We start from the raw sequence: 26,575 nt of genomic DNA, 5'->3' as shown, positions 1-26,575 counted from the left end.
CCCCCTCGTAATTCCCGAGTAACGACCACCATATTCATCCTCGTTCTACACATCTACTCCACGAGTAACCACTCCCGCTACCGGGAATCAACATCGTTGTGAGCGACGAAAATTTCGCGAAAGGCGACAAGGTCAGCTGGCGAAGCCACGGCCGCACCGTCGAAGGCACCGTCGAGGAGAAGATCACCGCCGACACCGAGGCAGCTGGGCGGACCGTGCGGGCGTCCGAGGAGGAGCCGCAGTACCGGGTGCGCAGCGACGGGAGCGGCCGCGACGCCGTGCACAAGCCGTCGGCGCTGAAGAAGGCCTGAGCTGCTAGGACGTCAGACCGAGCACGCGCAGCGCGTTCTGTTTGTAGACCAGCGGAAGGACAGCCGGATCGACGTCGAGCGTGTCGAAGTCGCGCCGCCACCGGTCGAGCTGGATGTACGGGAAGTCGGTCCCGAACAACACCTTGTCCCGCAACTGCCTACCCATCGCATGCACCAGTTGCGGCGGGAAATACTTCGGGCTCCAGCCGGAAAGGTCGATGAAAACGTTCGCTTTGTGGCCCGCGATGGCGATCTGGGAGTCCACCCACGGCACCGCGGGGTGTGCCATCACGATGGTCAGCTCCGGGAAGTCGGCGGCGACGTCGTCGAGCAGCATCGGATCGCTGTAGCGCAGTTTGATGCCGTGCCCGCCCGGCAGCCCGGCCCCCATCCCCGTCTGGCCGGTGTGGAAAAGCGCAGGCACCCCGGCTTCGGCGACCGCGTGGTAGATCGGGTAGTACGCCCGGTCGTTCGGCTCGAATGCCTGCATGCTCGGGTGGAACTTGAAACCTTTGACCCCGTAATCGCGGACGAGCTCGTGTACCCGGTGCACAGCGCGGCGGCCCTGCAACGGGTCCACACTGCCGAACGGGATGAGCACGTCGTTGTTGCGGGCGGCGCCGGCGACCAGATCCTCGATCGAGTTCGGCGCGTGCCGCATCCCGTGCCGGGCGTCGATGGTGAACACCACCGCGGCGCTGTTGTGGCGGCGGTACAGGTCGGCGAGGGCATCGACGGTGGCGGCCGGGCCGTCGGCCATCTTGAAGTACTTGGCGGTCGCCTCGACGAGCACCTCGTCGTAGGCGTGGTGGCCGTGGCTGTCGACCTCCACGTGGGTGTGGAAGTCGAGCGCCTCGACGGCGTCGAAATCGATTCCGTACTCGTACTTTTCGGCCGCCACGGCGCCGAGCGTACGGTTTCTGACCAGGTTTGGGCCGGTGTTCGTCAGAAACCGTACATTCGCCTCCGCTAGGCGGGCGCGTAGCCCAGGGCGGCCTTGACCTCGAGGAACTCGTCGAATGCGAACGGCCCCCACTCGCGGCCGTTGCCGCTGCGCTTGTAGCCGCCGAACGGCGCGGCCATGTCGAAGCCGTGGTTGATCGCGACGGAACCGGCACGGATCCTGCGGGCGACCGCGCGGGCCTGCTCCAGGTCGGCGCCCGAAACATAGCCGGCCAGCCCGTATTCGGTGTCGTTGCCGATCTCGACGGCCTGGTCTAGATCGTCGTAGCCGAGGATGCACAGCACCGGGCCGAAGATCTCCTCGCGCGCGATCGTCATGTCGTTGGTGACGTTGGCGAACACGGTCGGCTTGACGTAGTAGCCCTTGTCGATGCCGTCGGGCCGGCCGGGGCCACCGATGACGAGCGTGGCGCCCTCGTCGATGCCCTTCTGGATCAGGCCCTGGATCTTCTCGAACTGCGCCCGCGACGCGACCGGTCCGATCGCGGTCTTGTCGCTCGGGTCGCCGACCTTGACCGCGGCGACGGTGTCGCGGGCGACCGCGATCGCCTCGTCCATCCGGGAGTTCGGCACCAGCATGCGCGACGGCGCGTTGCAGCTCTGGCCGCTGTTGACCATCATCACCGACGTGCCGGCGGCCACGCTCTTGGCGAAGTCGTCGTCGTCGAGCACGATGTTCGGGCTCTTGCCGCCGAGTTCCTGGGTGACGCGCTTGACGGTCGGGGCGGCGTTGCGGGCCACCTCGATGCCCGCCCGGGTGGATCCGGTGAACGACACCATGTCGATATCGGGATGGCTGGAGATCGCGGCGCCCACCCCGGGCCCGTCACCGTAGACGAGGTTGTACACACCCGCGGGAACGCCTGCGGTGTCGAGGATCTCGGTGAAGATCTGCGCCGAGTACGGCGCCACCTCCGACGGTTTGAGCACCATGGTGTTGCCGGTGGCCAGCGCCGGGAACACCTTGCACGCGATCTGGTTGATCGGCCAGTTCCACGGAGTGATCAGCCCGCACACCCCGATCGGTTCCTTGACCACCAGGGTGCTGCCGTGCTGCTCCTCGAACGCGAAGTTCTTCAGCGCGTCGATCGCGGTGGCCAGGTGGCCGATGCCGAGATTGACCTGCGGCCCGGACGCCAGCGACGGCGGCGCGCCCATTTCCTCGTTGACGGCGTCGGCCAGTTCGGCGGCGCGCTTCTGGTACTCGCCCATGATCGCGCCGAGCAGATCGAGGCGCTCCTCGCGGGTGCTCTGCGCCCAGGTGCCGAACGCCCGCCGCGCCGCGGTGACGGCCAGGTCGACGTCGGCCGACGAGCCGAGCGCGATCTTGCCGGAGATCTGTTCGGTGGCCGGGTTGTCGACCTCGAGGGCGTTGGGCCGGATCGGGTCGACCCACTGACCGTCGATGTAGTGCTTCAGATATTCACGCATGACGTCTCCTCAATTCGCGGTCCGACCGCATCCACTCTTCCTTGGAACACGGGCCTACTGGGTGCCTTCTGCATACCAGGTCCGGAATCGGTCGTACTTCGGCATTTCCTCGGAGTTCGCCTTCGGGTCGATGCAGACGTGGACGACCGCGGGCTTGCCGCTGGCGAACGCGCGCTGGATGGCCGGGCCGATCTCGTCGTCCTTCTCGACGTACTCGCCGTGGCAGCCGAAGCCCTCGGCGACCTTGTCGAGCCGGACGTCCTTGCTCCAGTGCACGCCGGGCTGCGGGGACGGCTGCTCGAAGGTGCGTTTGTACACCCCGACCTCCAGACCCCACTGGTGGTCCACGCCGACGACGCAGACCAGCGGCAGGTTCTCCCGCACCGCGGTCTCCAGTTCGGCGATGTGGAACAGGAACGCCGAGTCACTGGTCAGCAGCATCACCGGACGCTTACGGCCTTCGGCGACCGAGGCTCCGACGGCGTACGGCAGACCGGTGCCGAGGTGGCCGAAGTTCTGGTTCCAGATCACGTCGCGCGGCTTGGTCTGCGAGTAGGTCCACTGGAAGATCACCGTGGCGCCGCCGTCGCGGACGAGGATGCCGTCGGTGAAGTGCTCGTCGAACGCCTTGGTCGCCTCGACGACGTAGCGCGCCGGGTGGATCGGCGCGCGCCCTGCCGGCGCCTCCTCGGCCACCCGGGCCAGCTCGGCGGCATCGGCCTTGATCAGTGCGTCGAGGTCCGGCGTCGGCGTGCGGGGGCTGTCCCGCAGCGCGTCGACCAGCTGGGGCACCACACCGCGCAGATCGCCGACCAGCGGCACGTCGATCGGCCGGTTCACCCCGATTGCCGTCGGATCCTGTTCCACCAGAATCCATTTACGGTTCGCGTCGTTACCCGCCCAGTGCTGGGTGCGGCCGTAGTGCATCGGTTCGCCGAGCTCGGTGCCCAGCGCGACGCACAGGTCGGACTTCTCGACGGCCTCGTTGGCGGCCGGTGAGAACAGGTACGGGAAGGTGCGGTCCTGCAGGCCGGGGATGAACGAGGTGCCGCCGGAAGTCTGGATCACCGGGCACGCCATCAGCTCGGCGAGTTCGCGGACCTGGTCCTGGGTGCGCGAGGTGTGGACGCCGTGGCCCACCAACAGGACCGGGTTCTCCGCGGCCTTGATCAGCCGGACCGCTTCGGCGACCTCGCGCTCGCCGGCTCCCTGGTTGACGAGGCGGTAGCGCTCGGGTGCCAGCGGGGCGGCGACGTCGAGCTCTTCGAGGATCACGTGCGACGGGAACTCGATGTAGCAGGGGCCCGGGGTGCCGGACATGGAGCGGCGGATGGCCTCGCGGATGATCTCGTCGGTCTGGTCGGCGTATTCGATCGAGCTGCTGAACTTCACCGAGTTCTTGAACAGGTCCTCCTGTTGCACGAACTGGATGCGGCCGCGCCGCACCCGGCGTTCGGTGATGCGGGCGCGCTGTCCGCCGAGGAAGATCACCGGCGAGTTCTCGACCAGTGCGCACTGGATCGCACCGGCGATGTTGGCCATGCCCGGTCCGAGCGTCCCGATGCACAGTCCCGGGGCACCGGTCATCCGCGACGCCGCCTCGGCCATGAATCCGGCCGACAGCTCGTGGTGGGGTGCGACGACGGACCAGCCGCGGGCGTCGGCCTCGGTGAACATGTGCACGAAATTGGGGTCGGGGATACCGAACAGCGTGTTGACGCCCTCGGCCTCGAACAGGTCCAGAATGCGTTTGTACACGGGAACGCCCATGAGTTCTCCTTCTAGTGGTAGCGCTGCGAGAGTCTTTTGCGATGAGCGGCAGGTGAACCGAAAAGCGACCGGTTCAGCGTGGCGCGTTTGAGGTAGGTGTGGATTCCGCTTTCCCACGTGTAGCCGATGCCGCCGTGCAGCTGCATGGCTTTGCCGGCGACGTCGACGGCGGCGGAGCAGACGTGCGATTTCGCCATCGCGGCAGGCACCGCGGCGTCGGCGCCTTCACTCACCGCGGCCACGGCGTCGGCGACGAGCCGCCGCGCCACCTCGATCGCGACGAGCATGTCGGCGCACGCGTGCTTGACCGCCTGAAACGATCCGATGGGCCGACCGAACTGGTGCCGCACCTTGACGTAATCGACTGTCGCGGTGAGCATCTGCTCGGCGAGGCCGAGGCTGTCGCACGCGATCGCGACCTCGGCCCGGTGCCGAAGCGCGTCCACCGCCTCGGCGGGATCGCCGCTGAACACGGCGATGTCCTCGACCTGCGCCGAATCGGCGGTGATCGTCGCGAGCCGGCGGGTCTCGTCGACGACGGGTTGGGCCGCGATGGCCAGTTGGGTGGCGGCGACGACGGCGACCTCGGCGCCGGCGACCACGAGTAGCCGGTCGCAGCCGAGGGCGTCGGGCACGAATCCTGCACGGCCGCTCAACCGCCCGTTCGACAGCACGAAGTCTCCCGTGACGACGGCCAGCCGATTCTGACCGGAGGCGACCGCGGTCAGCAGCTGGTCCCGGAAGTCGTTCGGCACCAGCATGTTCAGCACACCGCAGGTGAGCACTGCGCCGCCGAGATAACCGGTGGTGGCCGCGGCACGCGCGATCTGGTCGAGCAGGACCGCGGACTCGGCGAACGTCGCGCCGGCCCCGCCGAGCGCTTCGGGCACCTCCAGCCCGGTCCATCCGGCGTCGGCGAGCACGGCCCAGTCCGGGTGGCTGTCCTTGGCCAGCATGTCCGCCGCGACGGTGCGCAGCTCGTCGTGGAACTCTTCGAATCCCGTCATGCCACACTCGGTTCTCGCGGCAGTCCGAGCCCGCGTTCGGCGATGATCGTGCGCTGGATCTCGCTGGCGCCGCCGGGGATGGTCCACTCCCATGAGCCGATGAAATCCAGTACCCAGGAGCCGGATTCCCATCCGCTCGACATCGGTTTGGTCAGCACGGTGTGGGCGGGCAGACCTCCGATCTCGGCGGCGAAGTCGGTGAGTCGCTGCAGCAGTTCGCTGTAGTACAGCTTCACCACGGATGCGTCGGCCGGACCCGATGCGCCGTGTTCGACGATCCGCCTGCACATGCCGCGCAGCGCGGTCAGTTCGGTCTCGAACGCGGCGAGCCGGTCGGCGACGATCGGGTCGTCCAGCGGCGCGGACTCGACCAGCCGGCGGAACCCGGCGTTGCCGAGGCGTTCGGCGAGCTCCAGCATGGTCATGCCCCGCTCGGCACCCAGCGTCTCCTGGGCCACCTGCCAGCCGGCGTTCTCGGCCCCGATCAGGTTGCCTGCCGGGATGCGCACCTCGTCGAGGAAGATCTCGCAGAAGTGCGCGTCACCGATCGCGTTGCGGATCGGCCGGACCTCGACGCCCGGCGTGGTCATGTCCAGCAGGAAATACGAGATGCCCTTCCGCTTCGGTGCATCGGGGTCGGTGCGCGCCAGCAACAGACACCAGTCGGCGTGCATTCCTCCACTGGCCCACAGCTTCTGGCCGCTGACCAGGTACTCGTCGCCGATCCGGCGGGCGGTGGTGCGCAGCGCCGCGAGGTCCGATCCAGCCTCCGGTTCGGAGAAGCCCTGCACCCAGATCTCGCCGTCGAGGATGGCGGGCAGGTGACGCCTGCGCTGTGCGTCGGTGCCGGCGACGAGCAGCGTGGAGGCGGCGTGGTGGATCCCGACGAACGCGAGCACCAGCCTCGGGGCGTCGTGGGCGGCGAGTTCCTGGTAGAGCACCACCTGTTTGTCGACCGGCAGGCCGCCGCCCCATTCGGCGGGCCAGTGCGGCACCGCATACCCGGCGCTGTGCAACTCGGCGAACCATGCCTTCTGGAACCGGACGAACTCCTCGTCGTCGACGCCGGTCTGCGTCGCGCGCCAGTCGGGTGGGACGTGCTCGCGGCACCAGGCGCGGACCTCGGCGCGGAACTCCTCCAGGTCGCTCATGCGAACAACCCCGACAGCCCGCGCCGCCCGGCGCTGCGGGTGAGATGCTCACGCGTGGAGGACAATCCGAACGGCAGCCGGCGCAGCGGCTGGCTGTAGCGCGACAGCCACGACAGCGTCGTCTCGTCGCAGAAGCCGACCGCGCCGTGCAGCTGGTGGCAGACCCGGAACACGACGTCGGCGGCTTCGATCGCGGCCAGCCGCAAAGCCAGCGCGTCGTCGACGGCGTGCGGCTGGTCGGACGCGATGCTCCACAACGCGTGTTTGGCGAGGATGTCGACCCCGCTGCGCTCCACTTCGGCGTCGGTGAGCTGGAACTGGACGCCCTGGAACGACGACAGCGTCTGACCGAACTGCTTGCGCAGGCTCACGTGTGAGACGGTCAGCGCGATCGCGCGGTCCAGCATGCCCAGCAGCGTCCAGCACGGAAGTACCAGCGCGAGCGCGATGTCGCGGGCCGGCCCGTCCCCGGCGGGAGCGAGTTCGAGTTCGGTGACGAACCCCGGCCCGGCGGGTCCGCGTCCGGTGACCATGGCACGGTGCCCGTCGAGATCGACGGTGGCCCAGCGTAGGTCGACCGCGGCCAGCGGTGCGGCCGGCCTGGCTCCGCCGACCACCACGAGTCCGTCGGCGTCCAGGTCACCCGCTCTGGCGAGGCGTTCGGCCAGCGGGTACGGCAGTGCCCAGTATCCCGCGCTGCGGCACAGCGCAGCGGCGGCTTCGAGGGTGTCGGCGTCGTCGCGCGGGTCCAGGTCCCAGGCGCCGAGCCCGTCGAGTACCGGGCCGACGAGCGCCCCGCGGGTCGCGGGATCGGCTTCGGCCTGCTCGACGAGGCGGTCGCCGCCCGCAGACTCGAACGCGTGCAGCGCCTGCCTGCCGTACTCGAGGGCATCGTCGCTGAGGTCGAGGATCATTTCGCAGCTCCGCTCAGCATCGCGCGGGACAGCAGAATTCGTTGCATCTCGATGCTTCCCGACGACACCGTGGAGGCCTGGGAGTAGCGCCAGTGGTCCTCGACCTCGCCGAGGAACCATGCGGCGCGGTGGTCGTCGTGGCGGACCTCGGCAGCGATGTCGGACAGCACCTCGGCGCTGTCCTGGTCGAGCTTGGTGACGGCGATCCGGTAGGCGGCGGCATCACCGGGGGTGATCCGCCCGCTGCTCTGCAACTCCACCACCCGGTAGGCGAGCAGCCGGGCGCGGCGGCAGTGCGTCAGCATCCGGATCCAGCGGCCCCGCAGCTCACCGGACAGCGACTCCCACCGCTGCCCGAGCACGCTCGGCGCCGCGGCCAGCAGCCGTTCACACCTCGCGTACCGCGCGATGCCGACCCGCTCGAACGACATCACGTCCTGCACGACCGACCAGCCTTGGTCCACCGTGCCGAGCACGTCGGCCTCGGTGACGCGCAGATCGTCGAAGAACACCTCGTTGAGGTGGTGCGGCCCCAACATGGTGCGAATGGGCCGCACGGTGATCGCCGGATCATCCATCGGCACAAGGAAGATGGTCAGACCTTGTTGCTTCTTCTGGGTAGCCCCCTCGCCCACCCTGGATGTCCTGGCCAGCAGGAAGCACCACTGCGCCATCGTCGCGTACGACGTCCAGATCTTCTGGCCGCTGACCAGCCAGCCGCTTGTTCCGTCAGCGGCAGGCCGCGCAAAGGTCCGCAGCGACGCCAGATCCGATCCCGCCTCGGGTTCGGAGAAGCCCTGACACCAGATCACCTGGCCCGCGGCGATCGGCGGCAGATGTCTGCGCTGCTGTTCTTCGGTGCCGTGCCGCATGATGATCGGCCCGACCCAGTTCACGCCCATGTACTGCGCGCCGCGGGGTTCGTGGTGTGCCCACATCTCCTCGCGCACCACGGTCTGCTCCCACACCGACGCACCGCCGCCGCCGAACTCCTCCGGCCACGCCATGCACAGCAGGTTGTGCTCGGCCAGCGTGCGGCAGAACTGTTGCGCGGTTTCCAGATCGGCGGGGTCGTCGGTGAACGCACCCAGGAAGTGTTCGGGGACATGCTCGTCGACCAGCGCACGCAACTCGCGTCGCAGGTCACCCGCACGCTTACCCATGTCGAAGTCCATCAGCTCACCTGCTCCTGTTCGCCCAGAGCGAGGCCGAGTTCGGCCAGCACGGCGCCGGTGTCGGCGCCCAGTTCCGGTGCGGGGCCGCGGACCTTGCCCGGTGTGCGCGAAAACCAGGTCGGCACACCGGGAAAGCGCACCGGTCCGTGCGGGGTGTCGACGGTCTCGAACAATCCGACCGCGTTCAGATGCGGATCGTCGAACAGCGCGTCGGGTGTGTTCAGCGGCGCGGCGGGAATTTCCAACTCGCGGAACAGGTCCAGCCACTCCGCGGTGGTACGTTCGGCCAGCGTCTGCGCGACCAGCCCGTACACCATGTCGATCTGATGTGCCCGCGCCTCCAGCGTCGCGTAGGACGCCGACGCCCATGCCGGCTGCACGGCAGCGACGAACGCATTCCAGTGCTTGTCGTTGTAGATCAGTGCGGCGATGTAGCCGTCCTTGGTGCGGTACGGCCGACGGTTGGGCGCGACGGTGCGCGGATACACGGCGGGACCCAGCGGGGGGTCGAACATGGCACCGTTGGCATGTTCGACCAGCATGAAGGAGGCCATCGTCTCGAACATCGCGACCTCTACCTCTTGGCCTTCCCCGGTCCGCTCCCGGTGAAACAACGCCATCATCGTCGCGTAGAGCGCGGTGAGCCCGGCGACCTTGTCCGCCATGATGGTTCCGACGTAGTCGGCCTCGCCGGTCAATTGCTTCTGTACCGCGGGAAGTCCGCACTCGGCCTGGATGGTGTCGTCGTAGGCGGGGCGGTCGCGTTCGGGCCCTCGCCTGCCGTAGCCGTAGCAGTTGGTGTAGACGATCGACGGATTCAGCGCCGAGACATCGGCGTAGCCGAGACCGAGTCTGGTGATCGCCTTCGCCCGCATCGAATGGATGAACACGTCGGCGCGCTGCACCAGTTCGCGCATCGCGGCGCCGCCTTCGGGGCTGCGCAGGTCCAGCACGACGCTGCGCTTGCCGCGGTTGACGTTGACGAACACCCCGCTCATGCCCGGGACCGGGCCGACCGAGATGTAGCGGGTGTTGTCACCTTCCGGCGGCTCGATCTTGACGACATCGGCACCCATGTCGGCCATGATCTGCGTGCAGTACGGGCCCATCACCATTGCGGTCAGGTCGACCACGCGGATCCCCGCGAGCGGTCCGGTGTCAGCCATGGGCGGTCACATTCTCTTCGCGCGAGCGCTCATCGGTCTCCTGCGCGGCCATCGCGAAGCTGTAGCCGATGTGGTCGTTGTGCCCGCTGGGCACCACCGGGAAGACCACCGGCTCACCGAAGTCCCGGATCTCGCCGATGCGGGCACCGACCTCGCCGATCCTCCACGACGGCTGATACACCCCCGGGGTCTCGGCGATCAGCGCCCTGGCGATCCGGCCCGCCAGCGCGATGAAGATCTCGCCTGTCACCGAACAGGTTTCGTGTGCCAGCCATCCCACGGCGGGCGCGACGAGCTCGGGCCCCATCGGCGGGTACGCCGAGGTGTCGATGCCCTCGGCCATCCGGGTCACCGCGGCCGGGACGATGACGTTGCTCGTCACACCGTGGGCGGCGCCTTCGAGCGCGGCGACGTTGGACAGCCCGATGACACCGGCTTTCGCGACCGCGTAGTTGACGACGTCGTGATTGCCGTACAGCCCGCCGATCGACGACGTCAGCACGATACGGCCGTAGCCGTTGTCGCACATCAGCGGAAACGCCCGCCGCACCACATGGAACGCACCGCGCAGGTGGACGTCGACCACCGCGTCGAAGTCGTCGTAGCTCATCTCACGCAGTGATCCACGCCGGACGTTGCCGGCGTTGTGCACGAGAATGTCGATACCGCCGAAGGTTTCGCGGGCGGTGTCGATGATCGCTGCGCCGCCGTCGGCCGTCGTGACCGAGTCGGTGCTGGCGACCGCGGCGCCTCCCGCGGCGGTGATCTCGTCGACGACGGCCTGTGCCGGGCCCGCGTCGGCGCCCTCCCCGGTGAGGCTACCGCCGACGTCGTTGACCACCACCTTGGCGCCGCCGGCGGCGAACATCAGCGCATAGGCGCGGCCCAGCCCCCGTCCGGCACCGGTGACGACCGCGACACGGCCGTCGAATCGGTGGTCGGTCATCGCGTCGGTCACGAAAGTTCCAGGCCTTCGAGATCACCCTGTTTGCGCCACTGGTCGATCAGCTCGTCGAACGCGTAGAAGCCGGGCGAATAGAAGTCACCGAGGAAGGCGCCGTTGCGCACCGCACCGCCACGCCCCTCGTTGTTGTAGTAGCCGGGTGTGCAGGACAGTTCGAACGCCGAGTTGTCGATCGACAGTTCACGTACGGTGCGCACCCAGTTGTCCTGCGCCTCCTGCGTCGGCTCGACGACGGTCGCGCCGCGCTTCTGCGCCTCGGCGATCAGGTAGGCGATGTGCTGGGCCTGCTGCTCGAACATCGCGGTGGTGTTCGCCGACACGCCGCCCTGGATGAAGCCCATGAAGAACTGGTTCGGGAACCCGCGGCTGGTCATCCCGTGCAGGGTCTTGTAGTCGTCGCGCCAGTGGTCGAACAGGGACAGGCCGCCACGGCCGGTGATGGATTCGATCGCGAACCGGCGGCGGATCTCGGTGGAGATCTCGAACCCGCTGGCGAATATCACGCAGTCGACCTCGAACTCGACGCCGTTGGCGACGATGCCCTTGTCGGTGAGGCGTTCCACCCCTTTGGATTCCGAGACGTCGACCAGCGTCACGTTGGGGCGGTTGAAGGTTGCCAGGTAGTGCTCGCTGGAGGTCGGACGTTTGCACATGAACCGGTAGTACGGCATGAGCGCCTCAGCGGTCTCGGGATCCTCGACGATCTCGGCGACGCGGCGGCGCAGCCGCTCCATGATCTTGTAGTCCTCCTCCTCCCGGAACTCCATGATCTGTTCGACCGTGACGGCCGCGGGGTCGGGCAGGGCGGAGATCCGCGCGGTCAGGTTGCGGCCCAGTTCGGTCCAGAAGTCACACACCAGGTCCGGTTCACCGAATACCACCCCGACGAACGGCGACCAGTTGTGGAAGTTGCGCTTGCGCTCTTCCTGCCAGCCGGGCTGCAGAGACGCCGCCCACTGCGGGTCGGTGGGCGGGTTCGTGCGCGCATCAACCGAGGACGGCGTGCGCTGGAACACGTACAGCTGCTGGGCATCCCGGCCGAGGTGCGGAACCAGCTGGATCCCGGTCGCGCCCGTGCCGACCAGTGCGACCCGCTTGTCGGCGAGCTTGTGCAGACCGCCATCGGCGTCGCCACCGGTGTAGTCGTAATCCCAGCGCGCGGAGTGGAACACGTGACCGCCGGCGTCCCGGTACTCCTTGATGCCGGGGATGCCGGGCAGCTTCGGCCGGTTGTACGAACCCTGCGCCATCACGACGAAGCGGGCCCGGATGTCGTCACCGCGGTCGGTGCTGATCCGCCAGCGCTGCGTACCGTCCTCCCACCACAGTTCGCGGACCTGAGTGGAGAACAACGCTCCGTCGTAGAGCCCGAAGTGCTTTCCGATGTTGCGGCAGTGGCCGAAGATCTCGGCACCGTCGGCGAACTTCTTGCTCGGCATGAAACCGAGCTCCTCGAGCAGCGGGATGTAGCAGTACGCGTCGTTGTCGCACTGGATGCCCGGGAACCGGTTCCAGTACCAGACACCGCCGAAGTCGCCTGCCATCTCGATGACCCGGATCCCGGTCACACCAGCTTTTTTCAGGTAGGCCCCGGCCAGCAGCCCGGCGAACCCGCCGCCGAGGATCACCACGTCGGCGTCCTCGACCACCGGGTCGCGCTCGGTGCGCGGCGTGTACGGGTCCACCTCGTAGAACTCGGCGTACTCCCCCTCGAGCTCGAGGTACTGATCACCGCCGTCGGGCCGCAACCGCTTCGCCCGCTCGGCGGCGTACTTCTCCCGTAGCGCCGGGATGTCGATGTCGACGGGGGTCTCAGTGGGCCCGCAATCGTTCACAGTCTCTCCTCTACGCAGGGGGATTCGCTAAAGCTCTCGGGGTGCTCCGGTGCCCATGTACTTGGACAGTTGGTAGTGCAGGTTCACCGTGCTGCGTTCGCGGTAGGGGTTGGGCAGCGTGCCCGCGAACCCGGCCGACTTCATGCCCTGCTGGACCGCGGCCATGTTCGAGAAGTCCTGCGGCAGCACCGACAGCCAGTTCGGCGACTCCTTCGGGGTGTACTCCCACTCGGTCTGCGGCTCTTGACCTTTCGGGAACAACTCCAGCGTGGCGACCTCGAAGATGCACTTGTCCGGGTGGTAGCCCGGGTCGGGTCGCGCGCTGTAACACAAGGCAGTGGTCAGCCCCTGCCCGACCTGCAGGTTCGGGAAGATCTGCCACGCCGTGCCGCTCTGGCCCAGGATGTCCGGCGGGATCGTCGGCCAGATCACCCCGCGCGCCTCGTCGTCGCGGCGCGCCGAGGCCAGCCAGTGTTCGAGCACCTTGTCCGGCGGGGTGCCCTCGGGCAGTTCGTCGACCAGACGCTTGGCGGCGTTCACCAGCGTCTCGGTGGTGGTGGCGTTGGTCTGTTCCCAGGTGTACATCTGCATCTCGGCGGTCGAGACGCGCGGGTCGTCACCGGTGCCGAGCCGGATCTTGGACTTGGTCGCCTCCATGTCCTTGGGCGCGTCGTAGCCGATGTTGCTGTGCTTGCCCTGGGCTTTCGCCCAGCCCTTGAATTCGCCGAACTTGTTGAACTCGGGGTGGGTGGTGAACACGTGATAGGTCTCGTTGAACGCCTCCAGCGCGACCTTCCAGTTGCAGTCGAAGTACAGCCACTTGCGCCACTTGTAGCGCATGTTCTCCAGGCCGAACGGTTCGAGGATTTTCGATGCCGGGAACAGGTAGTCCGCCAGCGGTTCACATTCGGGATCCATGTTCACGAACAGCCAGCCGCCCCACGTGTCGACCTGTACCGGCGCAAGGTGGGTGTTGCGTTCGGTGAGCACGCCTTTCCAGTCGTCCTGTTCGCGGATGTGCGTACAGGTTCCGTCCAGTCCGTAGGTCCAGCCGTGGAATCCGCACACGAACGATTTGCGGGCCCGGCCGATTGCGTTCTTCGCCCCTTCCGGGGTGTCGACGAGCCGGCGGCCGCGATGCATGCAGACGTTATGGTGCGCTGCGAAAGTCTCGGGTCCGGTCCGGACCACGATGATCGAGTCGTCGAGGATGTCGTAGGTCAGGTAGCTGCCGACCTCGGGCAGTTCCTCGACCCGGCCGACCTGTTGCCACACCTTGCGCCACAACCTGTCCCGTTCGGCACGGGCGTAGGCCTCGGAGGTGTAGGCCTCGACCGGGATGGTCACCGGCTCGGACAGATCCTCGGCGACGATGCCGGTCGAGTCGTCGGGGACGCCGTCGACGCCGATCGCAGCGTCCAGGTCGGATCCGGTGTGGGTCATCGATCTTCCTTTCAGTGCCGGCTCAATGCCGGCTGATCACTTGTCGGAAGGACTCGTCTTTGAGGAACAGCGACGTGTTGTCCGCGCCGAGGTGGCTCCACTTCAGGTTCAAGCCGCCGTCTACCAGCAGTGTCTGGCCGGTGATGTAACTAGACAGGTCGCTGAGCAGGAACAGGATCGCGCCGGCCTGTTCCTCGGGGGTGCCGCGGCGCCCCATCGCGATCGCGGTGCGGTCGCGCTCGGGGTCCTCGTCGACGTACATGCGTGAGGCGGCGGTCTCGGTGACCCCGGGCGCGACGGCGTTGACGCGGATATCGGCCTGCGCGAGTTCGACGGCCATCGTGCGGGTCATCGCGACGATCGCGGCTTTGGCTGTGCCGTAGGCGATGTGGAACGGAGCGGTGTTCATGCCGCTGATCGACGAGACCGACACGATCGATCCCTTGCGGCCCCGGTCGCGCAGTTCGGCCGCGACGGCCTGGCTCATGAAGAACGCGGTCTCCAGGTTCGCGGCGAACAGCGCCCGCCAGTCGTCGCGGGTGACGCGGGTGGCCGGCATCCACGTCGACGGCGCCGCGCCACCCGCGATGTTGACCAACCCGTACAGGTCGCCGTCGAGTCCGCGCACCGCCGACAACACGGTGGCGATGCCGTCGTCGGTGGACGCGTCGGCAGCCACCGGCACCACCGACAGTCCGTCGGCGGCCAGCGGAGCGACGTGCGCGTCGAGGTTGTCCTGCGAGCGGCTGACCGCGACCACGGTGGCCCCCGCCTCGGCCGCCATCCGGGTGACGGTGGTCCCGATGCCGCCGCCACCGGCGCCGGAGACGATCACGACGCGGCCCTCGAGACTCAGCGAGATACCGGCTGCCACGTCACTGGTCCGGACAAATAATGTGACTCTGCATATTGCAGAACACTATTCCGCAGCGGTTATGTCAGCGTCAAGGGCGCTTCGGCCGCCGATGCGCCGCTATTGTCTGGACTATTGCGCCTTGCTAACGTCCGAGTTCATGAACGCCCGGTACGCCGCGCCGTCCCCATCCGTCGCCGATGGCTGGGAGCTTCGTCCCGTCACCGCCCCGAGCCGCCTGTTCGGGGCCAACGGGTTGCGCACCGGACCCGACGGGCGGGTGTACATCGCGCAGGTCACCGGCAGCCAGATCACCGCGCTGGACCCGACGTCCGGCCGCCTGGAGACCGTCAGCGCCAAAGGTGGCGACATCATCGCCCCTGACGACGTCGCGTTCGGCGACGACGGAACGCTGTTCGCGACCGAGGTGATGGACGGCCGGGTCAGTGCCCGCGACCGTGCGGGGCACACCCGGGTGCTGCGCGACGACCTGCCGTGCGCGAACGGCATCACGGTGCACCAGGGCCGCTTGTTCGTCGGCGAGTGCCGAGACGGCGGCCGGTTGATGGAACTGCCGTTGGACGGCGGGGCGCCGCGGATCCTGCTGGAGAATCTGCCGTCGCCGAACGCGATGGAGGTCGGCCCGGACGGACTGCTGTACTACCCGCTGATGACGGCCAACGAGATCTGGCGCGTCGATCCCGCCGGTGGCGAGCCACAGCGGGTCGCCACCGATCTCGGAGTGCCCGACGCGGTGAAGTTCGACGCCGACGGGACCATAGTGTCCACCCAGGTGGCCAGCGGCCAGGTGCTGCGAATCGACCCCCGCACCGGCGAGAAAACCGTCCTCGCGCAACTGAACCCGGGGCTGGACAACCTGACGTTCGTCGACGGCCGGCTGCTGGTGTCCAACTTCACCGGCGAGATCACCGAGATCGACCGGGACGGCCAGACCTCGACGCTGCTGCCCGGCGGGCTCAACTGGCCGCTGGATCTGACGGTGTCCGGCGGCCGGCTCTACGTGGCCGACGGCACCTACTTCTACACCGTGGGTCCCGACGGCGGGCTGCACACCGTCGGAATGCTGTTCTCCCCCGGCTACCCGGGGTTCCTGCGCGGGGTCACCACCGCCGCCGGAGGCGGCGAATTCGCCAATGCCGCCGGAGGCGGCGAATTCGTCGTCACCACCTCGGGCGGTCAGGTGGCCCGCTACCGCCCGCAGGACGGCGAAACCGACTACCTGGCCACGGATTTCGATCAGCTCTACGGCGTGGACGTGGACCGTGACGGCACCATCGTGTTCGCCGAGCTCGGCACCGGGCGGGTGCTGGCGCTGCGTGGCGGCATCGGTGACGGCACGGTCGAGACGCTGGCCGCCGGGCTCGCCGAACCCGTCGGTGTCGCGATCGATCCCGACGGCGCGCCACTGGTCGCCGAATCCGGCGCGGGCCGCGTGGTACGGCTGACCCCGGGCGGGGTGGACACGTTGGTGGACGGTCTGGCCTGCCCGCAGGGCATCCACGTACGCGACGGCAAGCTCTACATCGTCGACGCCGCCGCGAAGGAACTCGTCGAGTTCGATCTGACCACCAAGGCGCGCACGACGATCGCCGGAGGTCTGCCGGTCGGTCCACCACCTGGTGTCGAGCCGAAACCGTTGAAGGGGATGCCGCCGTTCTCCGGTCCGCAGGGACCGTTCGCCGGCGTCACCGCCGGCCCCGACGGCACGCTGTACGTGTCCGCCGACGGCGACGGCAGCGTGCTGGCTGTAGCTCGGCGATGACCCGGGGGCAGAATTGACGACCGCGGCCGGGGATCACCGCTACCTGCAGGTGGCACGCACCCTGCGCAAGGAGATCGTCGACGGTGTGTATCCGGTGGGTTCGCAGTTGCCCACCGAACACGAACTCTGCGAGCGGTTCGCGGTGAGCCGCTACACCGTTCGCGAGGCGCTGCGCCGACTGCGCGAGGACAACCTGGTCGCGTCACGGCCCCGAGCCGGCACCCTGGTGGTGCCGCGGGCCAGCACCACCGCGTATGCGCAGGACGTCGTCGCGATCGACGATCTGCTCGCGTTCGCCCAGGGTGCCCGGTTCGCCATCGAGACCACATCGATGGTCACCATCGACGAGACGCTGGCCGAGCTGACCGGACTCGCCCCCGGAGCCGAATGGCTGGCGGTCAGCGGCTACCGCCGCATCGACGACGAGACCGCGCCGTTCTGCCGGACCGAGTACTTCATCAACCGCAGCTTCGCCGCGGTCGGCCGACACCTGCAGCGCCACACCGGACCGATCTTCCCACTGATCGAGGATCTGTTCGGGGTCAGCATCGCCGAGGTGCATCAGGAGATCTCGGCGGTGGTGGTCGACGCCGAACTCGCCGGGCACCTGCAGATCTCGCCTGGTACCGCCGCGCTGCGGATGAAGCGCACATATACGACCTCCGACGGAGAGATCGCCCAGGTGACGGTCAACACCCACCCGTCGTCGCGGTTCCGGCACGCGATGACGATGCGACGGGTGCGCGATACCCCGTGATCACGCTGGCCGACGCGCTGCACGCCGCCGCACGCGACACCCCGGACCGTGTCCTGGTCCGCGATGACACCGCGGCATTGACCTGCGCCGGCCTGCTCTCGGCGGCAACGGGTCTCGCACACGCGCTGCTGCGTCGCATGCCGTCCGGCAGCGTCGTATCGTTCACGGTGCCGAACTGGCACGAGGCGGCGGTGATCTACCTCGGCGCGACGCTGGCCGGCATGGTGGTCAACCCGATCCTGCCGTCGCTGCGCGACCACGAGCTGTCGTTCATCCTCGCCGATGCGCACAGCCGGGCGATCTTCATCCCGGAGAGCTTCGGCGGACACGACTACGCCGCGATGCTCGACCGCGTGGTCACCGGCCTGGATTCGCCGCCCGAGGTGGTCGTGGTGCGCGGCGGCGCCGGGCAGGCCGTCGCGGGCCGAACAACCCTGTCCCAGCTGCTGGCCGAACCCGCAGGCGGTGAGCTGCCGGTGCTCGACCCTGGTGCCACCCGGATGATCATGTACACCTCCGGCACCACCGGGCGACCCAAAGGTGTTCTGCACAGCCATGGTTCACTGGCCGCCCTGATCGCCCAACTCGGCAGGTATTGGCGCATCGACGCCGGGGACACCTTCCTGGTCCCGTCACCGATCGCCCACATCGGCGGCTCGATCTACGCGTTCGAATGCCCGCTGCTGCTCGGTACCGAGGCCGTGCTGATGCAGCGCTGGGATCCCGATGCCGCGGTGGCGCTGATGGCTGAGCACCGCTGCACCCATATGGCCGGCGCCACCCCGTTCCTGACCGGGCTGTTGGCCGCCGCACAGCGCGCCGGCACCGGCCTGCCCGACCTGAAGGTGTTCATCTGCGGCGGCGCATCGGTGCCGCCGTCGCTGATCCGCAGCGCCACAGAATTTTTCGACAAGGCGGCGGTGAGCCGCGTCTACGGATCCACCGAGGTTCCCGTGACGACCGTCGGCGCCCTCGACGATATCGCACTGGCCGCCGACACCGACGGGCGGCCCGGCATCGCCGAGATCCGGGTCGTCGACGGTGAGATCCGGGCGCGCGGTCCGCAGATGTTCACCGGCTACCTGCACCCGGAGGACAACCACGAGTCCTTCGACGAGGCCGGCTATTTCCGCACCGGAGACCTCGGCCAGCTGACCGAGGACGGCTGCCTCGTGGTCACCGGCCGCGCCAAGGACCTGATCATCCGCAACGGCGAGAACATCTCCCCCAAAGAAGTCGAGGACATCCTCGCGACACATCCGGACATCGCCGAGATCGCGGTCGTCGGCATCCCCGACCCGCGCACCGGCGAACGGGCCTGCGCGGCACTCGTCCCCGCCGGGTCCACCGCACCGGACGTCGCCGTGCTGAAGGATTTCCTGGTGTCCCGCGGTGTCGCGAAGTTCAAGGTGCCCGAGCAGGTCACCGTGGTGCCCGCGCTGCCGAAGAACGACGCGGGCAAGGTACTCAAACACGTCATCAAAGCCCAGCTGACCGAGGAGTCCTAGAGTGCATTCGCCCCAGGTAGCGATCGTCACCGGCGCCAGCAGCGGTATCGGATTCGGTTGTGCGACAAAGCTCGCCGAGCAGGGTATGGCGGTGCTGGGCACCGGCCGCGACGCCGAGCGGCTCGCCGAGCTGGAGAAGGCGGCTCCTGAGCCGGGCCGGATCGCGACGTTGTCGGTGGATCTGACCGACGACGACGCACCGCAACGGATCGTGTCCGCGGCGCTGCAGCGGTGGGGCCGGATCGACTTCCTGGTCAACAACGCCGGGATCGGCAGCCCTAAACCGCTTCACGAGACCGACGACGAGACGCTGGACCACTTCCTCGGCATCATGCTGCGGGCGCCGTTCCGGCTGGCTCGCGACGTGATCGTGCACATGCAGCCGGGGTCGGCGATCATCAACGTGACCTCGACGTTCGCGGTGGTCGGCGGACTGCGCGGCGGTGCGTACTCGGCGGCCAAGGGCGGGCTCACCGCACTGACCAATCACATTGCATGCCAGTACGGAGCGCAGGGCATCCGGTGTAACGCGGTGGCGCCCGGCGTGACGCTGACCCCGATGGTCGCCACCCGGCTCGAAGACGAGCGGTTCCGCAAGATCAACACCGAGATGACCCCGCACCAGCGGCTCGGCCGCGTCGAGGACATCGCGTCGACGGTGGCGTTCCTGTGCTCCGACGGCGGCGAGTTCATCAACGGGCAGACCATCGTCGTCGACGGCGGCTGGAGCACCACGAAGTACCTGTCGGACTTCGCACTGAACTCCGACTGGGTCGCGCGCGGAGATTCGTGATGAACCTGTTCGCGCTGCTCGACCAGACGGCGTCGCGGCACGGTGACCGCGGCGCGGTGTATCACGGTGAGCGGCAGGTACATACCTGGTCGGAGCTGCGCGAACGGGTGCTGCGGCTGGCCGGGTCGTTGCGCGCGCTGGAGCCGGGGGCCCGCATCGCGGTCGCCAGTGAGAACAGCCCCGCGATCATCGAGCTGATGTTCGCCATCTGGGCCGCCGAGCGCGTGTTCGTCCCGCTGAACTACAAACTGCACGCCCGCGAGATGGCGCAGATACTCGACGATTCCGGTGCCGCGCTGGTGCTCGCGTCACCGAAGATCGCCGGGCAGCTCACCGGCGTGACCTCGACGCCGATCGAGGTGATCGGATCCGAGGACTATCAGAGCCGCTGCGCCGCAGAGCCGTCCGCGGTCCCCCGCACCACCGATCCGGGGTCGCTGGCGTGGCTGTTCTACACCAGCGGCACCACCGGGCGGTCCAAGGGCGCGATGCTGTCGCACCGCAACCTGATGGCGATGACGGTGTCGCACCTGGCCGACTTCGACGCACCCGACGAGAGCAGCAGCCTGATCCACGGGGCTCCGATGTCACATGGCTCGGGTCTGTATGTGCCGCCGTATGTCTCGCGCGGCGCCCGCCAGGTGGTGCCTGCCTCCGGCGCATTCGATCCCGACGAATTCCTCGACCTGTGTGGCCGGCACCCGGGCTGCAGCGCGTTCCTGGCCCCGACGATGGTCGCCCGGCTGGTGCAGACCGGGCGGTCGTGCCCGGCCGGCCTGCGCACCATCGTCTACGGCGGCGGACCGATGTACGTCGACAGCCTGAAGAAGGCGATGGCCGCGTTCGGGCCCGTCTTCGTACAGCTGTACGGCCAGGGCGAGGCCCCGATGACGATCACCGGCCTCCGACGGCACGACCACTTCGACGCGTCCGACGCGGTGCTCGGTTCGGTCGGCTACGCGCGGTCGGGCGTCGACGTCGCGGTGGTGCGCGGGGACGGGTCGGTCGCCGGGGTCGACGAGATCGGCGAGATCGTGTGCCGCGGCGATGTGGTGATGTCGGGGTATTGGCGCAACCCGGCGGCCACCGACGCGACGCTGACCGACGGCTGGTTGCGCACCGGCGACATGGGCTCGTTCGACGCGCACGGATACCTGACGCTGCGAGACCGCTCCAAGGATGTGGTGATCAGCGGCGGCAGCAACATCTATCCGCGCGAGGTGGAAGAGGTGCTCCTGGAGCATCCCGGCGTGGTCGAGGCCGGCGTCGTCGGCGCACCGGACGAGGAGTGGGGTGAGGTCGTGGTCGCGTTCGTCGTCGGTGACGTGACGGCCGCCGAACTGGACGCGCACCTGCTGGCGCGCATCGCGCGGTTCAAACGCCCGAAGCGCTATCTGTTCGTCGAGGAGTTGCCGAAGAACAGCTACGGCAAAGTTCTCAAGCGGGACCTGCGCGAGCGGTTGCAATAGCGCCAAAGCGGCACGATCGGAGCGGCCTCGCGCGTTACCATGACGCCGTGGGGTGGGTGCGGGCCGTCTGGGCCGCGGTACAGCGCGCTCAGAGGTGGCCAGGGATCGCGACCCCGACCCTCTGGGCCAGGACCGCGGGAGTCTGCCTGATTTTCGGCGGCGTCGTCGTCGCGCTGATCACCCCGCTGGCCGCCGCCGACAGCAAAGCCGCCGTCATTCACTACGTCAACGCCGCGCTCGCGTTCGCCGTCGGGATCGTGGTCCTCGCGCGCGGATCGCGGGTCACACTGTGGCAGTTCCACCTGCTGGTCTTCACCGCCACCATCCAGATCACCGTCTCCGTGGCGATCTCCGACGGGCTCGTCGCCGTCGCGATCGCGACCCTGTACGTGTTCATCGCCTGTGGCGCGTTCTTCGTCGCGTGGCCGACCGCGGCGGTGTATCTGACGATCGCGATCGCCTGCTGTATGGGCGCACTGAACGCCGCCGACGGGGTGCCGTGGTGGGCGGGTCTGCTGACCTCGGCGACCACGGCCGCGGTCGGGATCCTGATCATCGTCCTCGGCCGCAGTGTGTCCAAGGGTGAACTAGACACCGCCACCGGCGTGCCGAACCGACGCGGGTTCGAACGGCTGATCGGCGCCGAGATCAGCAGGGCCCACGCCGCGGGATCGGGCCCCGCGGTGATCGTGATCAGCATCGAGAACTACGCCGCGGTGCACGACGAGTTCGGCAACCGGGCCGTGGACACGCTGATGCATCAGCTCGTCGCGCCGTGGCAGCGGCTGCTGCACCCCGGACAGATCCTCGCGCGCCGCGACGACGACGAGTTCGTGCTGATGCTGCCTGCGACCTCCGAACAGGAGGCCGTCGCGTACGTGCAGCGGTTGCGGGCCGCGACGGCCCAGGATTTCTCCGCCGGGGTGAGCGCGTGGGATGTCGGCGAGACCGCGTCGCCGGTGCTCGAGCGAGCCAACACCGCGCTACGCCGCGCGAGGTCGATCGGGCGCAACCGCACGATGCTGGAGTCCTCGCACCTGCCGACGCTGGCGGTGCAGCTGCGTGACGCACTGGCGGCCGAGACGATCGACGTGCGCTACCAGCCGATCGTGCGGCTCAGCGAAGGCGACACCGTCGTCGGAGTCGAGGCGCTGCTGCGGTGGTCTCCGGAGTTCCATCCCGACCTCACCGCCGCCGAGGTGATCCGGGTCGCCGAGGACAACGACCTGATCGCCGCCCTCGACCATTACGTGCTGCACCGCGCATGCCTGGATGCCGAGTGGATGCAGCGCCAGGCACCCGAAATGCGGCTGTCGCTGAGCGTCAACGTGTCCGGGCTCGAGCTGGTGCAGAAGGGCTACGTCGACCGGGTCATCGGCGTGCTCGCCGCGACCGGCTGGCGTGCCGGACAGCTGATCCTCGAGGTCACCGAGAGTGTGATCGACGTCGACCGGCCCGCGTCGATCCTGGCGCTGCACGACCTGCGCAACCACGGTATCCGGATCGCCATCGACGATTTCGGCACCGGGTACTCGTCGTTGAGCAGACTGCAGAAGCTCCCGACCGACCTGCTCAAACTCGACGGCTCGTTCACGTCGTTGATCAGCTCGGTGTCGACTTCGGCACCGCCGTTCCTGCAGGCCGTCGCCGGGCTCGGGGATGCGCTGTCGCTGCCGATCATCGTCGAGGGGGTCGAAACCGCGCACGAGGCCACGGTGTTGCGCGGGATGGGTTTTCCGATGGCGCAGGGTTTCTTCTTCGGCCGGCCGCAGTCACGCGACGATGTCGTGGCCACCATCCTGCGGACCCGGCTCTAGCCGGACGCACTCACCACATCAGGCCGCGGATCATCGCCGTCGGCGGGATGTCCTCCAGCGCAATCAAACCCGCGGGCGCATCGCACACCCAGTCGATCGCGTTGACCGCGCGTGCGGCGGTCGAGACACACCCCGCCTCGGTGACGTCGAGCACCGGGTGCGACAGATGCGTCGTCAACTCGATGCGCGGTTCGCCCTCGACGATCACCATGTGCACGCCGTCCAGCCCGTTCGGCGGGTACTCCCAATCCGGCGCCGCCGCCGGGGTCAGCCGGGTGGTGTGCTCGACGGTGATCACGGGGCGATCGTCGCGCACGCCCTCGGCCGCGAAACGCACACCGGCCAGCCGGCCCGGTTCGACGGTCATCATCGCGCATTCGATGCGCTCCGGGGTGTACCACGGCTCGAACCTCTGCCGCACGTCGTCGAGTTCGACACCGAGCGCGGCGGCGAGGTTGCGCACGAGGCCGCCGAACATCGCGACGATGACCCCGGGCAGGAACGCCATCGGCAGGTCGTCGTCGGGTGCGGTTCCGAATCCCATCGCGGCACCGGTGTATTCGGCGTCGTCGTAGTTGCCGTAGTCGAAGACCTCTTTGATCGTCACGGACTCGGCGCGCGTCACCAGGCTCAGTGCGGCGTGCACCGCGGTGTCACCGGAGTACCCGGGGTCGATGCCGTTGACGTACAGCGACGAATTCCCCTTGGCGCACGCCTCTTCGAGGGGAACCCGCAGCCAGTCGTCGAGCTGCCGCGGGGTCACCAGCCACACCATCGAGGTGCCCACGACGTTGATCCCGGCGGCCAGGATCGTGCACATCTGCTCGAGGGCCTCCATCGGCCGCGTCTCCCCGAGCGCGGTGTACACCACGCAGTCGGGCCGCAACGCGATCAGCGCGTCCAGGTCGTCGGTGGCAAGCACTCCCGTCGGCTCCGTCAGCCCGCACAGTTGCGCGGCATCCTTACCGATCTTCCCCGGGTTCGCGGCGTGCACGCCGACCAGTTCCAGATCGGGGCGGCCGATCACCGCGCGCAGCGAATGCTGCCCGACGTTGCCGGTCGAGAACTGAACCACTCTGCGCACTGGGACACCGTTCCGCTCAGTAGTCGGGGATGGGCAGCGGCGAGTTGTTCGAGTCGATACCGCCGTCGACATGGAAGATCGCGTTGGTGGCATAGCAGTCGCGGGTGGACAGGTACACACACAACCTGCCGAGGTCCTCGACGTTGCCGAGCCGGTGCAACGGAGTGGACTCCATCATCTTCTCCAGGGACCCCGGCATCATGTCGAGGCTGCCCTGCAGACCGTCGGTCGCGAAGGAGCCGAGCGCGATCGCGTTCACCCGGATCTTCGGCGCCAGTTCCTGTGCCATCGCGCGGGTCAACGCCTCCAGGCCGCCCTTGGCGACGCAGTAGGCGGTCAACGCCCGGATGCCGAACCTGGCCGAGCCCGACGAGATGTTGATGATCGACCCGTGCCCGGCGTCGAGCATGTGCGGCGCCGCCAGCTGGCTCATGATGAAGGCCGAGGTGACGCACCAGTCGAACGTGTGCCGGAAGTCCTCGTCGGTGATGTCGAGGAAGCGCGCGTAGGTGGACCCGCCGACGTTGTTGACCAGGATGTCGATCCGGCCGAACGTGTCGACGGCCGTGCCGACGACACGTTCGCCGTCGGGTCTGCTCATCGCGTCAGCGACCAGCGCCAGGCCCTTACCGCCGGACTCCTCGATCCCCGCGATGGTCGCGACGATGTCGGATTCCGTTCTTGCGGTGCCGACTACGGTGGCACCTGCCTCCGCCAGCACCCGCGCGATCCCCTGGCCGACGCCTTTGCCCGCGCCGGTCACGATCGCGACCTGTCCGTCCAGGTTGAACTGTTCGAGCGCCACGTGGTTCCTCCTCATCGAGGTGAGCCCATCTAACGACTAGCCCTGACTTAAGTCAATAGACAGGAACGGATCAAGGGCGCGCTACCGGCGCGAGCAGACGCAAACTCGCGTATCCAGAGGTGAATTAACGCGATCTCACGTCTGCTCGGGGCCGATGCGGAGGGATGTTGACTGAGTCAGGATACTGACTATAGTCAGTATCCATGAACCTGCCGGCGCTGAACCGCGGGCGTGGTCGCAGCAGCGATCCCCCGGTGCGCGCGTCGGCCAGTGGCCTCGACGAACACATGGAAGCGTCCCGGCTCGCACAGCGGCAGGCCGACAAATGGCTCATCTCCGGCAGCCTGCTGATCGGCACCGCGGCGCTGGGGATCTTCGGACTGCCGCTGTTCCTGCGCGGGGTGTGGCTACTGCGCAAAGCACAGCGCGACGGGCTGTCGGTCCGTCCGATGCTGATCACGCTGATCGGCTATCTGGTCATCATCGATGCCGCGATCAACACCGTGGGCTGGGCCCTCGACACCTTCGCCAATCACACCATCCTGGCCCGAATCCTGTTGAACGGCTGGGGCGCGATGTTCGACGCCGGATACTTCTGGCACTACAACGAACTCTGGATCGGTGGAGCCGCGGGACCGGCAGAGAAGGCGATGGAGGTCGGGATGATCCTGACCGTGTTCACGATGCGCATCGCCGCGGGCATCGGCTTCCTGCAGATGAAGCGCTGGGGTCATCAGTGGATGATCATCACCTGCTGGATGGGCATCGTGATCTGGTGCCTGTACGTGTTCAACATGACGATGTACGCCGACGTGCGCTATGCCGGGGTCGTCCTGCCCGTGGTCGGGTGGTGGCTCTACGACATCTTCTACATCACCCCGTTCCTGGCCATCCCGTACCTGCATTCGGTCAACCGCGAGATCTTCACGGACTGACCATGAGCCCACAGGTACGCCAGACCGCACGGGAGCTGCGCCGACTACAGACACGCGAACGGATCCTCGGCGCCGCGATCGCCGAGTTCCAGGCCTCGGGTATGGCGGGCGCCGATGTGGGCGCGATCGTGTCGGCTGCCGGCGTCGCGCACGGCACCTTCTTCTTCCACTTCCCGAGCAAGGAGCACGTCCTGCTGGAGCTGGAACAGCGTGAGGAGGCGCGGATGGCCGCCGACTTCGCCCGGTATCTTGACTCCGCGCACGATCTGGGCTCCGCGCTGACGAAGATGGTCGTGCTGATCTCGGGGCTTGAGCAGAGATTCGGCGCGCTGCTGTTCAAAGAGCTGCTGGCGCTGCACTTCTCGCCCACCCGGCCGAGCAGCGACGAGTGGTCGGATCACCCGTTGATCGTGCTGCTGGTCGGTGAGATCGAGCGAGCCCGCGGCGACGGCGAGATCCAGCCCGAGATCGACGCGTTCTACAGCGCGGCGTTCTTCCTACTCGGCATCTACGGAGTGCTGACCACCGTCACCCGCGGTGACATCCGCGACGCGATGCTGGCCAACCTGATCACCACCGCCCGACGAGGACTGGAGGCCAGATGACCGAAGCATCCTACGCCCGAGGAGAATTGACATGAC

23 protein-coding genes are annotated in these 26,575 nt (G+C 68.0%); 9 read left to right on the top strand and 14 right to left on the bottom strand.

The window, feature by feature from the left end:
- The first annotated feature begins 98 nt into the window (after positions 1-98).
- Entirely contained in the window at positions 99-311 is a 213-nt protein-coding gene (locus NTM_RS12090; RefSeq protein WP_163766421.1) for a hypervirulence associated TUDOR domain-containing protein, read from the top strand.
- A gap of 4 nt (positions 312-315) precedes the next feature.
- Here the strand turns inward: NTM_RS12090 and NTM_RS12085 are convergent, their stop codons facing one another.
- From NTM_RS12085 to NTM_RS12030, 12 genes are all read right to left on the bottom strand, one after another.
- Positions 316-1,212, bottom strand: a complete 897-nt coding sequence (locus NTM_RS12085) for an amidohydrolase family protein (protein WP_163766420.1) — start codon at positions 1,210-1,212, stop codon at positions 316-318.
- Positions 1,213-1,280: 68 nt separating this feature from the next.
- Positions 1,281-2,705, bottom strand: a complete 1,425-nt coding sequence (locus tag NTM_RS12080; RefSeq protein ID WP_104862240.1) for an aldehyde dehydrogenase family protein — start codon at positions 2,703-2,705, stop codon at positions 1,281-1,283.
- A 54-nt stretch (positions 2,706-2,759) separates the two neighbouring features.
- On the bottom strand, positions 2,760-4,475 hold the full coding sequence (locus NTM_RS12075; RefSeq protein WP_163766419.1) for a thiamine pyrophosphate-binding protein: 1,716 nt from the start codon (positions 4,473-4,475) through the stop codon (positions 2,760-2,762).
- Positions 4,476-4,486: 11 nt separating this feature from the next.
- Positions 4,487-5,482, bottom strand: coding sequence for an acyl-CoA dehydrogenase family protein (locus NTM_RS12070; RefSeq protein WP_163766418.1), 996 nt, complete (start codon positions 5,480-5,482; stop codon positions 4,487-4,489).
- Entirely contained in the window at positions 5,479-6,633 is a 1,155-nt protein-coding gene (locus NTM_RS12065; protein ID WP_163766417.1) for an acyl-CoA dehydrogenase family protein, read from the bottom strand. Before NTM_RS12065 ends, NTM_RS12070 begins: the two co-directional genes overlap by 4 nt.
- A complete protein-coding gene (locus NTM_RS12060) occupies positions 6,630-7,547 on the bottom strand; it encodes an acyl-CoA dehydrogenase family protein (RefSeq protein WP_163766416.1) in 918 nt (305 codons plus the stop codon). Before NTM_RS12060 ends, NTM_RS12065 begins: the two co-directional genes overlap by 4 nt.
- Positions 7,544-8,722, bottom strand: a complete 1,179-nt coding sequence (locus tag NTM_RS12055; protein ID WP_104862245.1) for an acyl-CoA dehydrogenase family protein — start codon at positions 8,720-8,722, stop codon at positions 7,544-7,546. Before NTM_RS12055 ends, NTM_RS12060 begins: the two co-directional genes overlap by 4 nt.
- A complete protein-coding gene (locus NTM_RS12050; RefSeq protein ID WP_163766415.1) occupies positions 8,722-9,888 on the bottom strand; it encodes a CaiB/BaiF CoA transferase family protein in 1,167 nt (388 codons plus the stop codon). Before NTM_RS12050 ends, NTM_RS12055 begins: the two co-directional genes overlap by 1 nt.
- Positions 9,881-10,834 (bottom strand): SDR family NAD(P)-dependent oxidoreductase, encoded by a 954-nt coding sequence (locus NTM_RS12045; RefSeq protein WP_163769458.1) that lies wholly within the window; start codon positions 10,832-10,834, stop codon positions 9,881-9,883. Before NTM_RS12045 ends, NTM_RS12050 begins: the two co-directional genes overlap by 8 nt.
- A gap of 8 nt (positions 10,835-10,842) precedes the next feature.
- Positions 10,843-12,687, bottom strand: coding sequence for a flavin-containing monooxygenase (locus tag NTM_RS12040; protein WP_163766414.1), 1,845 nt, complete (start codon positions 12,685-12,687; stop codon positions 10,843-10,845).
- A 27-nt stretch (positions 12,688-12,714) separates the two neighbouring features.
- Positions 12,715-14,130 (bottom strand): aromatic ring-hydroxylating oxygenase subunit alpha, encoded by a 1,416-nt coding sequence (locus tag NTM_RS12035; RefSeq protein ID WP_163766413.1) that lies wholly within the window; start codon positions 14,128-14,130, stop codon positions 12,715-12,717.
- Positions 14,131-14,152: 22 nt separating this feature from the next.
- Complete coding sequence (locus tag NTM_RS12030) at positions 14,153-15,004, bottom strand: SDR family NAD(P)-dependent oxidoreductase (protein ID WP_163766412.1); 852 nt, start codon at positions 15,002-15,004, stop codon at positions 14,153-14,155.
- Between the two features lie 139 nt (positions 15,005-15,143).
- On the opposite strand from NTM_RS12030, the gene NTM_RS12025 reads away from it, so the two are divergent.
- From NTM_RS12025 to NTM_RS12000, 6 genes are read left to right on the top strand one after another with little or no spacing between them, the layout of a single operon-like run.
- On the top strand, positions 15,144-16,766 hold the full coding sequence (locus NTM_RS12025; protein WP_163766411.1) for a Vgb family protein: 1,623 nt from the start codon (positions 15,144-15,146) through the stop codon (positions 16,764-16,766).
- Positions 16,767-16,779: 13 nt separating this feature from the next.
- Complete coding sequence (locus NTM_RS12020; protein ID WP_104862250.1) at positions 16,780-17,523, top strand: GntR family transcriptional regulator; 744 nt, start codon at positions 16,780-16,782, stop codon at positions 17,521-17,523.
- Positions 17,520-19,031, top strand: a complete 1,512-nt coding sequence (locus NTM_RS12015) for an AMP-binding protein (RefSeq protein WP_163766410.1) — start codon at positions 17,520-17,522, stop codon at positions 19,029-19,031. The genes NTM_RS12020 and NTM_RS12015 overlap by 4 nt, the downstream gene beginning before the upstream one ends.
- Before the next feature lies 1 nt (position 19,032).
- The gene (locus tag NTM_RS12010; RefSeq protein WP_083144609.1) at positions 19,033-19,824 is read left to right on the top strand and encodes an SDR family NAD(P)-dependent oxidoreductase; all 792 of its coding nucleotides are present in this window, start codon (positions 19,033-19,035) and stop codon (positions 19,822-19,824) included.
- Positions 19,824-21,293 carry an acyl-CoA synthetase gene (locus tag NTM_RS12005; RefSeq protein WP_163766409.1) on the top strand — a complete coding sequence of 490 codons (1,470 nt, stop codon included), beginning with the start codon at positions 19,824-19,826 and terminating at the stop codon, positions 21,291-21,293. Before NTM_RS12010 ends, NTM_RS12005 begins: the two co-directional genes overlap by 1 nt.
- Positions 21,294-21,340: 47 nt before the next feature.
- A complete protein-coding gene (locus NTM_RS12000; RefSeq protein WP_163766408.1) occupies positions 21,341-23,110 on the top strand; it encodes a putative bifunctional diguanylate cyclase/phosphodiesterase in 1,770 nt (589 codons plus the stop codon).
- Between the two features lie 10 nt (positions 23,111-23,120).
- On the opposite strand, the gene NTM_RS11995 is transcribed toward NTM_RS12000, so the two are convergent.
- Both NTM_RS11995 and NTM_RS11990 read right to left on the bottom strand, forming a co-directional pair.
- The gene (locus NTM_RS11995; protein WP_163766407.1) at positions 23,121-24,194 is read right to left on the bottom strand and encodes an NAD(P)H-dependent amine dehydrogenase family protein; all 1,074 of its coding nucleotides are present in this window, start codon (positions 24,192-24,194) and stop codon (positions 23,121-23,123) included.
- Positions 24,195-24,210: 16 nt separating this feature from the next.
- Positions 24,211-24,999: an SDR family NAD(P)-dependent oxidoreductase gene (locus NTM_RS11990; protein ID WP_163766406.1), complete on the bottom strand. Its 789-nt coding sequence runs from the start codon at positions 24,997-24,999 to the stop codon at positions 24,211-24,213.
- A 203-nt stretch (positions 25,000-25,202) separates the two neighbouring features.
- On the opposite strand from NTM_RS11990, the gene NTM_RS11985 reads away from it, so the two are divergent.
- Both NTM_RS11985 and NTM_RS11980 read left to right on the top strand, forming a co-directional pair.
- Positions 25,203-25,934, top strand: a complete 732-nt coding sequence (locus NTM_RS11985; RefSeq protein WP_163766405.1) for a hypothetical protein — start codon at positions 25,203-25,205, stop codon at positions 25,932-25,934.
- 2 nt (positions 25,935-25,936) lie between these two features.
- Positions 25,937-26,539 carry a TetR/AcrR family transcriptional regulator gene (locus tag NTM_RS11980; protein WP_163766404.1) on the top strand — a complete coding sequence of 201 codons (603 nt, stop codon included), beginning with the start codon at positions 25,937-25,939 and terminating at the stop codon, positions 26,537-26,539.
- Positions 26,540-26,575 lie beyond the last annotated feature (36 nt).

The organism is Mycolicibacterium parafortuitum (genome assembly GCF_010725485.1).
In the GTDB taxonomy this organism is placed as follows: domain Bacteria; phylum Actinomycetota; class Actinomycetes; order Mycobacteriales; family Mycobacteriaceae; genus Mycobacterium.
This window is presented reverse-complemented; position numbering and strand designations above follow the sequence as displayed.

Excerpts from the sequence above, each read along its gene's own strand:
- NTM_RS12080 (WP_104862240.1), bottom strand. The coding sequence starts at position 2,705 with ATGCGTGAATATCTGAAGCACTACATCGACGGTCAGTGGGTCGACCCG.
- NTM_RS12075 (WP_163766419.1), bottom strand. The coding sequence starts at position 4,475 with ATGGGCGTTCCCGTGTACAAACGCATTCTGGACCTGTTCGAGGCCGAG.
- NTM_RS12070 (WP_163766418.1), bottom strand. The coding sequence starts at position 5,482 with ATGACGGGATTCGAAGAGTTCCACGACGAGCTGCGCACCGTCGCGGCG.
- NTM_RS12065 (WP_163766417.1), bottom strand. The coding sequence starts at position 6,633 with ATGAGCGACCTGGAGGAGTTCCGCGCCGAGGTCCGCGCCTGGTGCCGC.
- NTM_RS12060 (WP_163766416.1), bottom strand. The coding sequence starts at position 7,547 with ATGATCCTCGACCTCAGCGACGATGCCCTCGAGTACGGCAGGCAGGCG.
- NTM_RS12055 (WP_104862245.1), bottom strand. The coding sequence starts at position 8,722 with ATGGACTTCGACATGGGTAAGCGTGCGGGTGACCTGCGACGCGAGTTG.
- NTM_RS12050 (WP_163766415.1), bottom strand. The coding sequence starts at position 9,888 with ATGGCTGACACCGGACCGCTCGCGGGGATCCGCGTGGTCGACCTGACC.
- NTM_RS12045 (WP_163769458.1), bottom strand. The coding sequence starts at position 10,834 with ATGACCGACCACCGATTCGACGGCCGTGTCGCGGTCGTCACCGGTGCC.
- NTM_RS12035 (WP_163766413.1), bottom strand. The coding sequence starts at position 14,130 with ATGACCCACACCGGATCCGACCTGGACGCTGCGATCGGCGTCGACGGC.
- NTM_RS12025 (WP_163766411.1), top strand. The coding sequence starts at position 15,144 with ATGAACGCCCGGTACGCCGCGCCGTCCCCATCCGTCGCCGATGGCTGG.
- NTM_RS12005 (WP_163766409.1), top strand. The coding sequence starts at position 19,824 with ATGAACCTGTTCGCGCTGCTCGACCAGACGGCGTCGCGGCACGGTGAC.
- NTM_RS11985 (WP_163766405.1), top strand. The coding sequence starts at position 25,203 with ATGAACCTGCCGGCGCTGAACCGCGGGCGTGGTCGCAGCAGCGATCCC.
- NTM_RS11980 (WP_163766404.1), top strand. The coding sequence starts at position 25,937 with ATGAGCCCACAGGTACGCCAGACCGCACGGGAGCTGCGCCGACTACAG.